Raw genomic sequence first — 6541 nt, 5'->3', positions numbered from 1 at the left:
CGTCGAGCGCGATCATCAACTCAACACCTTCGCGTTTTTCGGTTTTTAATTTCGATCCGAACTGCGGACGGGCAATTCCAACAATAAAGAATGCCAGCGCCAGCATTAAAATGATAAACTTAACAACAGGGCGGGTGCCTGAGCTGTAAGGCATCAGCTGCCCCAGGATTTCCTGCTGGCCAAACTTTTTTAAGGCCCGGCGGCGCGAAATACGCGACCAGACAAAAAACACTACCAACAGCGGAATTATTAGCAATCCCCATAAATATTCGATATTTCCAAACCTAAACATTTCCATACACTATCAACTTATGGGATACTTCTAAATATAGTTAAACGCATAAATAAACTTGCAATCAAAAACAGTGCCCCAAGCAGGGCAAAAGGCATAAATTCTTCCGATTTGCGGCTGAATTCGCGCACTTCAATTTTTGATCTTTCCAATGCGTCAATTTCTTTATAAATCTCTTCCAGTTTGGTGTTGCTGGTTGCCCTGAAATATTTTCCATCGGTAAGCGATGATATTTCCTGCAGGGTTTCTTCGTCAATTTTTACGGGCATGTCGCGCAACTGTATACCAAACTGGGTTTGCACAGGGTAGGGGGCTGTTCCGATGCTTCCCACACCAACAGTGTAAACCCGAATACCAAAGGTTTTGGCAATTTCGGCAGCTGTTACCGGAGCCACTTCACCACGGTTGTTTTCCCCGTCGGTAAGCAAAATTACCACGCGGCTGATGGCTTCGCTGTCTTTTAGTCGGGCAACCGACGTTGCCAGTCCGTTTCCGATAGCTGTTCCATCTTCAATCATGCCACTCTCAATATCTTTAAACAGGTTGAGCAACACGGCACGGTCGGTAGTTAACGGACACTGCGTAAATGCTTCACCGGCAAAAACCACGAGTCCCATGCGGTCGTATTCGCGCCCCGAAATAAATTCCATGGCCACATTTTTTGCAGCTTCCAAACGGTCGGGCTGAAAATCCTGTGCCAGCATCGAACTTGAAATATCGAGTGCAATAACGATATCGATACCTTCTGTTTCGCTGGTTTCCCAGTTCCTTGATGATTGCGGACGAGCCAGAACAACCACAAAAAAACTGATGGCGATAAGCAAGCACACAAACACGAGGTGGCGCAAATAATGCATGATGGTTTTTGGGGCCTTAATTACCGAAGCGGTGGATGAAACCTGGATGCTTGCGGTATTTTTTTTCTGTCTGAACACATACCACGCCACCATGGGAATCAATACCCATAGAATGTGGAACAGCTCAGGGTTTTTAAATGTCAATCCTTCAAACATCTCTTTTTATTTTATCTCAACTTCTTCAACATTTTCATCATCATCGGCTTTCTCTTCCGCCTTTTTCTGCTCCTCTTTCTTCGTGTCATTCACAAAGAAATAGGCATTTACCAGCGACAGGTTATCGTCGTCGGGCAGTGGCTGATACTTGGCAAATTTTACCAGGTCGGCCATTTGCAGCAACTGGGTAAGATTGGCAAAGTTTTTATCGCTAACCAGTCCTTTTTGCCTGCGGAAACTTTCAACAGTTTCGTCGGTGGTTTGCTCCATGGCCCGAATGCCAAAACGATCTTCAATGTATTCGCGCAGCGTGTCGGTAAGTTCACTGTAGTATTGTTTTGTCTTGCCTTGCTGCCACACTTTTTCCGTTTTAATGCGGTCAAGTTCACGTAATGCAATAATATGCGGCGGTTCTTTTGGTTTTGCCGGACGAGCAAATATCGGTTTGTTGTTTTTCTTCCGTTTAATTGAATATAGCAGGAAGAATATAATCGCTCCGATAAGAATTACTCCCAAAATGTAAGGCGTAACTTCCTTTAACGTCAGCGGTGCATCGTATGGCATTTTAATATCGGTCGGTCCTTTTGTGGTGTCGATCTGCATGGTGTAAACATTCAGCGTAACACCGTTGCTGGGGATGGAGTCGATGGTTCCGTTTACATCGATTTTAAACCAGTAGGGCGGAATTCGGTATCTTCCGCTGTCGAAACTGGTAATGGTGTAGGCCTGAATTTGTTTCATCAGCTTCTCATCGTCCAACTCAAAAGTGTCGACACCCGAACGGCTGATCACTTCAATCAAGTCGTTAATCGTATCCGGAACGGCCGGAAACTGTACGTTTACATCTTTCGGATGATCAACTTCCAGGAATAGTTTTACCTGGTCGCCAATCAAAATATTTGCAGAATCGAGGCTGGCAGTAGCTTTAATGCGCTGTGCCTGCGTAGTTCCTGCAAATAAAAACAGGGTAATAAACAACAGCATAACTCCGGTGTTCATCACCCTTCGACTTCGCTCAGGATGACAGTCACAGTGAGCGGAGTCGAACTGTGCTTTGTTACTCTTTAAAATATCTTTTTTCAATTGCATGCTTCTCTATTTTAATGCCCGTTTCTTAAACAAGGTCATTAATGATTTTACATAGTCTTCACTGGTGTTTATCGATACATAATCAACACCACTTTTTTTGAACATCACATCCAGCCTACCCATGTGTTTTATCCACCAGTCGGCATAAAGTTTACGCGTTTTGCGCGAGCTGCTGTCTACCCAAACATAGTTGCCTTTCTCGGCGTCTTTCAGTTTTATCATTCCTATGGATGGCAGTTCGGTTTCGCGCTTGTCGTAAATGTTCAGCGCCACCATGTCGTGCTTGTTGTTGGCGATAGAGAGAGCCATTTCCAGGTCTTTGTTATCGTCCATAAAGTCGGAAATAATAAAAGCAGTGCAGCGCTTTTTTATGGCGTTGGTCATGTAGCGAACAGCTTCGGTAATGTCGGTTCCGTTACTTTCCGGGTGAAAATCGATCAGTTCGCGAATAATGCGCAAAATGTGGCTTTTCCCTTTCTTCGGCGGAATAAATTTCTCGATCTTATCCGAAAAGAAAATCACCCCGATTTTGTCGTTGTTTTGAATGGCTGAAAACGAAAGCACAGCAGACAGTTCTGTAATCACATTTTTCTTCAGCTTTTCAAACGAACCAAATTCGCGCGAACCACTCACATCAATCAGGAGCATCACCGTTAGTTCGCGTTCCTCTTCAAATACTTTTATGTAGGGATGACTGTAACGGGCGGTAACGTTCCAGTCGATGTTGCGAATATCGTCGCCAAACTGGTATTCGCGCACTTCGGAGAAGGCCATACCGCGCCCTTTAAAAGCACTGTGGTATTCGCCGGCAAAAATATTGCGAGACAAACCACGTGTTTTAATTTCAATCTTCCGTACTTTTTTTAATAAATCAGTTGTCTCCATAATTAGAGTTCAAAGTTTAACGTTCAGTGTTCAAAGTTGTGTTTGAACAGCTGTAAACTGCCACTGTTAACTGCGACTCGACTATGGTACTTCTACCTGGTTCAAAATGTCGGTAATAATTTCTTCCTGCGTAATGTTGTTGGCTTCGGCTTCGTAGCTCAGCCCGATACGGTGGCGCAACACATCAGGACAAACGGCCCGCACATCTTCAGGAATTACATAGCCGCGGCGCTTGATAAATGCAAAAGCTTTTGCAGCTTGTGCCAGGCTGATTCCTGCCCTTGGCGATGCTCCGTAAGCGATCATATCGTTGTATTTTTCCAGTTTATATTCGTTGGGCTCGCGTGTTGCAAATACAATGTCAACGATGTATTTCTGAATTTTTTCGTCCATATATACATCTTTCACCACGTTGCGGGCTTTAATAATGTCTTCCGGTTTTAGAATTGTTGATGTTTCAGGAAACTGTGCCAGCAGGTTTTGATTGATGATCTGGCGCTCTTCCTCTTTTTTCGGGTAGTTGATCACCACTTTCAGCATAAAACGATCGACCTGCGCTTCAGGCAGCGGGTAAGTACCTTCCTGCTCAATCGGGTTTTGTGTAGCCATTACCAGGAATGGTTCCTCCAGTTTGAAAGTTTCGTCGCCAATGGTAATCTGGCGCTCCTGCATGGCTTCGAGCAATGCCGATTGCACTTTTGCCGGCGCACGGTTAATCTCGTCAGCCAATACAAAGTTGGCAAAGATCGGTCCCTTTTTTATACTGAACTCTTCTCTCTTCTGGCTGTAAATCATTGTTCCCAAAACGTCGGCAGGCAGCAGGTCGGGTGTAAACTGAATACGCGAAAATTTAGCACTGATGGTTTGCGACAAGGATTTAATGGCAAGCGTTTTTGCCAATCCCGGAACACCTTCCAGCAAAATGTGCCCATTGGAAAGTAAGCCAATCAGCAAACTTTCAACCAGGTGTTTTTGTCCCACAATCACCTTGTTCATCTCCATGGAAATCATATCCACAAACGAACTCTCTCTCTGTATTCTCTCGTTCAATTCTTTGATATCAACTGCTTGATTCATATCTTTTATAAATTTATTTGCTAATTTTTTCGAAGGCACGAATTTAAGGCATTATGAAATTTATTTCCCTATTCTTTTGTTAAAAAAAATTAAGTAACAGCGAAACAAATTATGATGTTAACAAAGAATAACAGCTTATTAGGAATTTATTAAGAAATTATGCTCTGATTAAAGTATTTTTGATGCTATGAAGTTGTTGCGGCTAAGCAAATCGGAACATTCCTTTTTTGTGCTGATGTACAATGGCAGCGTTCATCTGATATAGAAAGTAGTGTTAAAAATAATTAAACAAGTTCCTGTAAAATCTGTTGTGGTGTACATATTCGAAATTGTGTTTATATATTGACTGCCCGGTATCACCAGTGATATACATGTCCAAATGTTAATTCATGAATTGAAAAAATAGTGTTGAAATCAATCGTTTTTATAATCGTTATTCTCCTGTGCGCTAACACCTGTTTTTCGCAAAGCACTTTAAATGGCAACGAATCTTATTTTGAAAAGAGTCATATACTGGTTCAGCACATAAATGATATTAACTTGCTCTTTTCAGGCAATTCAAACGATGTGGCATTTACTTCATCGTTTTTGGTAAAGGCTTTTATCAATCATAAAACAGAGAAGAAGCGCTTAATTTCATTTGGAATCAGGACAGACCTTTATACGCAACGTGAATATAGCCAGCGTTTTGATGAAAATGGACGGTATTACAGAGGAGAGTCGTTTACTGAAATTAGTGCCGCTGAGTTTTCGTGGGTAAAGTTTCTGACCAATAACCTGGCTATTCAATTGTCGGGAGGTCCCGGTATTTTAAATAAGAAAAAACCAATTCCTGGGTTGGCTTTGTGGATTCAGGGAGGGAGTGATGGTGCTGGCGGAATTCACAAAATCATTGATAGCTTTGGGAAACAACATGGGCAAATTCTTGAAGGACGCGATGTGTTAACTCATTTCCTGTATTTTAACCCGGCAGTGAGTTATTATTTGAATCTGTTTCCAAAATCGGGTTATACTCCACATACATTAGTTAGTGAATTAGGCGTGAATTTATGTGACGAGTATGCCGGGAACTGGCTTTTTTTTGAAAATGATATGACCCTGCATCTTTTTAGGTTTCCGCTTTCAGAAAGATTGGTTTCGTTTGATTTGACAGGAGCCGGAGATTTTCGTTTGCATCGTTCAGGATTAAAATCAGATACTCGCCTGGGAACAGAAATTTCGTGGGGGAGGGTTACTTTTGGTTATGAACTTACAAAACAGTTTGGTAAAGGAAATATTGATTGGGTTGATTATTACGATAATGATGATTTATACCGGATTTACTTCAAGGTTCGGTTCGAAAAGCAAAAAGGGAATTATTAACGGCCGGAGCTGAATGCGGCACAGAAGATATAAGAGGGTTAAATTTTAAGCTGCCGGGTTAAATCGATTATTTGACCGGCCCGGTGTTGGGATCTGAAGTTCACTAACTGTTGACTGTTGGTAAAAGTAAACGGCAATCTTAATTTAGAGAATCTTATTTTGTAGTTTTATGCCGACGCAAAACAACTTTATAATTCTATGGATGCAGAGAAATTTAGATATGAATACAAAGATTGTATCGTATTTAAGTCCTACTTCGGTTTTATAACCGTTAACGATGTGAAAAAATCCTGGCTGGATGCTATGGAGAAGAACTTATTTCCGGCAGATACGATTGGATTTATTCTTGACTATCGGTCTGCTCATTTTGATATTGAGCCGGGGCAGTATATCGAAATTCCGGAATTTTACAGGCAAAATCCCAGTGTTTTTGAGCATAAAAGAATTGCAATAGTTACCGAGAATCCGGAAGATATTGTATATCCCATGTTGATTCGGCTTCACGATCGGGGGTATGAGTCGCGGTCTTTTAGTACAATCGATGCAGCAATTCAATGGGTTTTAGAAAAGAAACGGGGTTTATGAACTTTCCTTTCCGAAGGCAATCAAATAAAAACGTCGCTCAAAAATTCTGAGCGACGTTTTTATTAATCATTACGAAATTTTGATCTGTCTTTCAGGTTGTGGTTTTACTTCATCGCGTTTTGGCAGTACAATATGTAAAATGCCGTTATCGTATTTGGCCGAAATTTTTTCTCCAACTACAGCGTTTTCAGCAACGGTGAATGAACGTTGGAACGATTGGTAACTGAACTCTTTACGT

General features: G+C 41.8%; 8 protein-coding genes. 2 read left to right on the top strand and 6 right to left on the bottom strand.

Annotated features, from left to right (window positions below; all coding sequences use genetic code 11):
- The 5 genes from ABZB17_RS19030 to ABZB17_RS19010 all read right to left on the bottom strand — a co-directional run.
- The coding region (locus tag ABZB17_RS19030; protein ID WP_372652556.1) for a BatA domain-containing protein at nucleotides 1-298 on the bottom strand (298 nt) is incomplete at its 3' end.
- An 11-nt stretch (nucleotides 299-309) separates the two neighbouring features.
- Nucleotides 310-1305, bottom strand: coding sequence for a VWA domain-containing protein (locus ABZB17_RS19025; RefSeq protein ID WP_372652554.1), 996 nt, complete (start codon nucleotides 1303-1305; stop codon nucleotides 310-312).
- Between the two features lie 6 nt (nucleotides 1306-1311).
- Complete coding sequence (locus tag ABZB17_RS19020; RefSeq protein ID WP_372652552.1) at nucleotides 1312-2394, bottom strand: hypothetical protein; 1083 nt, start codon at nucleotides 2392-2394, stop codon at nucleotides 1312-1314.
- A 6-nt stretch (nucleotides 2395-2400) separates the two neighbouring features.
- On the bottom strand, nucleotides 2401-3279 hold the full coding sequence (locus ABZB17_RS19015) for a DUF58 domain-containing protein (RefSeq protein WP_372652549.1): 879 nt from the start codon (nucleotides 3277-3279) through the stop codon (nucleotides 2401-2403).
- Nucleotides 3280-3360: 81 nt separating this feature from the next.
- On the bottom strand, nucleotides 3361-4290 hold the full coding sequence (locus ABZB17_RS19010; RefSeq protein WP_369681522.1) for an AAA family ATPase: 930 nt from the start codon (nucleotides 4288-4290) through the stop codon (nucleotides 3361-3363).
- Nucleotides 4291-4764: 474 nt separating this feature from the next.
- On the opposite strand from ABZB17_RS19010, the gene ABZB17_RS19005 reads away from it, so the two are divergent.
- Complete coding sequence (locus ABZB17_RS19005; RefSeq protein ID WP_372652547.1) at nucleotides 4765-5718, top strand: hypothetical protein; 954 nt, start codon at nucleotides 4765-4767, stop codon at nucleotides 5716-5718.
- A gap of 198 nt (nucleotides 5719-5916) precedes the next feature.
- On the top strand, nucleotides 5917-6303 hold the full coding sequence (locus ABZB17_RS19000) for a hypothetical protein (RefSeq protein WP_372652545.1): 387 nt from the start codon (nucleotides 5917-5919) through the stop codon (nucleotides 6301-6303).
- A 69-nt stretch (nucleotides 6304-6372) separates the two neighbouring features.
- On the opposite strand, the gene ABZB17_RS18995 is transcribed toward ABZB17_RS19000, so the two are convergent.
- A partial coding sequence (locus ABZB17_RS18995) for an Hsp20/alpha crystallin family protein (protein WP_372652558.1) occupies nucleotides 6373-6541 on the bottom strand: 169 nt, incomplete at its 5' end.

Origin of the sequence: Draconibacterium sp. (assembly GCF_041583095.1) — a bacterium.
Taxonomy (GTDB): Bacteria; Bacteroidota; Bacteroidia; order Bacteroidales; family Prolixibacteraceae; genus Draconibacterium.
This window is presented reverse-complemented; position numbering and strand designations above follow the sequence as displayed.